This window comes from Streptomyces sp. NPDC004561 (assembly GCF_053602155.1).
The window spans coordinates 1-3,973 of sequence record NZ_JBSGDB010000660.1 but is presented as its reverse complement, the minus strand read 5'-3'; the positions used below and the strand labels follow the sequence as shown (position 1 = coordinate 3,973).

3 protein-coding genes are annotated in these 3,973 nt (G+C 67.9%); all 3 read right to left on the bottom strand.

Annotated features, from left to right (window positions below):
• Positions 1-36 precede the first annotated feature (36 nt).
• Positions 37-1,383: an MFS transporter gene (locus tag ACWEN3_RS43040; protein WP_452983164.1), complete on the bottom strand. Its 1,347-nt coding sequence runs from the start codon at positions 1,381-1,383 to the stop codon at positions 37-39.
• Between the two features lie 103 nt (positions 1,384-1,486).
• Entirely contained in the window at positions 1,487-2,569 is a 1,083-nt protein-coding gene (locus tag ACWEN3_RS43035) for an inositol-3-phosphate synthase (RefSeq protein ID WP_452983162.1), read from the bottom strand.
• 43 nt (positions 2,570-2,612) lie between these two features.
• Positions 2,613-3,296, bottom strand: coding sequence for a helix-turn-helix transcriptional regulator (locus ACWEN3_RS43030; protein WP_452983160.1), 684 nt, complete (start codon positions 3,294-3,296; stop codon positions 2,613-2,615).
• Between the last annotated feature and the right edge of the window lie 677 nt (positions 3,297-3,973).

Below are 3,973 nucleotides of genomic sequence, written 5' to 3'. Positions count from 1 at the left end.
CCGCCTTTCCCCTTCGGGGGGGTTTTTTTTTTACACTTAAAAAAACACCCCGCCCCGCCCCACCCGTGGGTTTTTTTTAAACCAAAACAATCGACCCTCTTTCTCTTGCCCCGCCATCCGGAGCCGTCGTTCGACGCGCGCCATGGTCACGGCCACTGCCCCGTAGATGAGGGCGACCAGGATCACCAGCAGCGTCGACCTGCCGTCCGGCGGAAGTATCACGGCCGCCACGCCGGCCGCGCCGACGAAGGCCACATTGAAGAGCACGTCGTACACCGAGAAGATCCGCCCGCGAAAGCCGTCGTCGACGGATGCCTGGACGACCGTGTCGGTGGCGATCTTGGCGCCCTGGGTGATCAATCCCAGGACGAAGGCCGCTGCCAGCAGCGGCCCGGTGGCGAAGGGCAGGCCGAGCGCGGGTTCCAGGACCGTGGCCGCTGCGGAGCACACCACGATCCAGCGGCCGGGCCCCAGCCGTCCCGCTGCCCAGGGCGTCACCACGGCGGCCGCGAAGAATCCCGCACCGGACAGCGCCAGTGCCAACCCGAGCAGCCGGAGCCCCTCTTCGGCGCCGGTCGACAGGGCGTAGCGGCACAGCATGAGCAGCATGACGAGGAGCGCGCCGTAGCAGAAGCGCATCAGCGTCATCGCGGTCAGCGCCCAGACGGCCTCCCGGCGCCGCGGTGCGGCCAGGTGCCGGGAGGCGGCGATCAGGTCGCGTGCCGTGCCGGCGAGCGCGGCGCCCAGGTGTGGCTGTGCGGGCTGCCGGTCGGGGCCGAGAAGCGCGAGGGGCATGCTCAGGGAGGCGAGTCCCGCGCACAGATAAAGGAAGGCGCCCACCAGGACCACGGCGGCGTCGGAGCCCGACGACAGGAGCCGCACGGCGAAGGCGAGTCCGCCGCCGGCGGTCGCGGCGAGGGTGCCGGCCGTCGGGGACAGGGAATTGGCCAGCACCAGACGTTCGGTGTCGACCACGCGCGGCAGGGACGCGGACAGCCCGGCGAGGATGAAGCGGTTGACGGCCGTGACACAGAGCGCGGAGACGTAGAAGAGCCAGTCCGGGACGTGGCCCGCCATCAGGACGGCGGTGGCCGCGGCCAGCAGGGCGCGCAGCAGATTGCCGTGGAGGAAGACCTGGCGGCGCCGCCAGCGGTCCAGCAGGACGCCCGCGAAGGGGCCGACGAGCGAATAGGGGAGCAGCAGGACCGCCATCGCCGAGGCGATCGCGGCGGCCGAGGTCTGTTTCTCCGGTGAGAAGACGACGTAGGCGGCGAGCGCAACCTGGTAGACGCCGTCGGCGCCCTGGGACAGCAGGCGGACGTACAGCAGGCGCCGGAAATACCGCAGACGCAACAGCACGCGCAGGTCACGGACCACGGACATGAGTCACAGCTTCACATATACGGAAGGTCCCCGGGTCGGGAAACCCGGGGACCTTCACAGCCCTGGCAGGAGCGCTCTCGTGCGAGCGAGGTCTCCGGGCGCTTTAGCGCTCGACCTCGCCGCGGATGAACTTCTCGACGTTCTCGCGGGCCTCGTCGTCGAAGTACTGGACCGGCGGGGACTTCATGAAGTACGAGGAGGCGGAGAGGATCGGGCCGCCGATGCCGCGGTCCTTGGCGATCTTCGCGGCGCGCAGGGCGTCGATGATGACACCCGCGGAGTTCGGGGAGTCCCAGACCTCGAGCTTGTACTCCAGGTTCAGCGGGACGTCGCCGAAGGCACGGCCCTCGAGGCGGACGTACGCCCACTTGCGGTCGTCGAGCCAGGCCACGTAGTCGGACGGGCCGATGTGGACGTTCTTCTCGCCGAGGTCCCGGTCGGGGATCTGGGAGGTGACGGCCTGCGTCTTGGAGATCTTCTTGGACTCCAGGCGCTCGCGCTCGAGCATGTTCTTGAAGTCCATGTTGCCGCCGACGTTCAGCTGCATCGTGCGGTCCAGGATGACACCGCGGTCCTCGAACAGCTTCGCCATGACGCGGTGCGTGATGGTGGCGCCGACCTGGGACTTGATGTCGTCACCGACGATCGGCACACCGGCCTCGGTGAACTTGTCGGCCCACTCCTTGGTGCCGGCGATGAAGACCGGGAGGGCGTTGACGAAGGCGACCTTGGCGTCGATGGCGCACTGGGCGTAGAACTTCGCCGCGGCCTCGGAGCCCACGGGCAGGTAGCAGACCAGAACGTCGACCTGCTTGTCCTTCAGGATCTGGACGACGTCGACCGGCTCGGCCTCGGACTCCTCGATGGTCTGGCGGTAGTACTTGCCGAGGCCGTCGAGGGTGTGGCCGCGCTGGACGGTGACACCGGTGTTGGGCACGTCGCAGATCTTGATGGTGTTGTTCTCGGAGGCGCCGATCGCGTCCGCGAGGTCGAGGCCGACCTTCTTGGCGTCCACGTCGAACGCGGCGACGAACTCGACGTCACGCACGTGGTAGTCACCGAACTGCACGTGCATCAGGCCGGGGACCTTCGACGCCGGGTCGGCGTCCTTGTAGTACTCGACTCCCTGCACCAGCGACGCAGCGCAGTTGCCCACGCCGACGATGGCTACGCGAACCGAACCCATTCCGGTTGCTCCCTGTGTGTACGAGTGAGGCCCTTACTGGGACTCACGTGGCGGTGTCGTCGGGCGTATCCGTCCGGGGGGTGTCCCCGGGACGGGGCAGGACGCCCGTCGATCCAGTGGTGGTGTCCTGCTGAGCGGACCCCCCGGACACGGAACCCTTCAGGTCCCGTCCGGCCCGCTCGCTCTCGATGAGCTCGTTCAGCCAGCGCACTTCGCGCTCCACGGACTCCATCCCGTGGCGCTGGAGCTCAAGTGTGTAGTCGTCCAGGCGCTCCCGCGTACGCGCCAGGGAAGCGCGCATCTTCTCCAGGCGCTCCTCCAGGCGGCTGCGCCGGCCCTCCAGCACGCGCATACGCACATCGCGCGACGTCTGCCCGAAGAAGGCGAACCGTGCGGCGAAGTGCTCGTCCTCGTACGCGTCGGGACCGGTCTGCGAGAGCAGTTCCTCGAAGTGCTCCTTACCTTCCGCCGTCAACCGGTAGACGATCTTGGCGCGGCGCCCGGCGAGCGGAGCGGCGAGGGCGTCCTCGTGGGTGTTTCCGGGCTCCTCGATCAACCAGCCGTTGATGACCAGCGTCTTGAGGCAGGGGTACAGCGTCCCGTAGCTGAACGCCCGGAACACACCCAGTGACGTATTGAGTCGTTTACGAAGCTCATACCCGTGCATCGGGGACTCGCGCAGCAGGCCGAGCACGGCGAACTCGAGGATGCCGGAACGTCGGCTCATCGTCGCCTCCTCTCGGTCCTGCGGGTCCTCCCGCAGGTCTCGTGGTGCCTCTCAGCGTCTTTATCTCGCGCTGATGTATCGACTCGATACATCACGACGATAGAACGGCCGACCGCACGCGACAAGGGGGACGATGGTGAACGGGATCACATCACCGATTCGTAGCAGGCAACTTGCCTGATTTGGGATGAACTTCAGTGCTCGGCAGGTTTTGGCGGTGCGTAGTCTGTGCGGCATGCGAAGCACCGGGAACCAAGTGATGCCTGGGGAGCGTCGTCGTCCTCGGTGCAGTACGGGTGAATGCAGAACCGACCACATCCGTACTTCGGGGGGACCGGAAACCAGCCGCCGTTCCAGGCGCGCAAGGGTGCGCCTGCCCGAGGAGTAATCGTTCGATGAGCGAGCACCGTCGCAAACCGCCGCAGCCGCAGGGAGGCGGACGTGCCGCGGCCCGACGCGGCCAGCCCGGCTCGTCCCCCGGCCGCCGCGCGGCACCGCGAGGCGCCAGCGGATCGCCTGCCGACTCCTATGGATCGGGTTCCGGCTCCTATAGGTCGGGCTCCGGTGGGTCCGGCTCTTATGGGGCGAACTCTCAGGAGCCGAGATCCCAGGGTCCGGGAGACGAGGGGCGGTCGCCCGGCGGCCGCGCCGACGCCAGGCGTGCGTCCCAGAGAGCC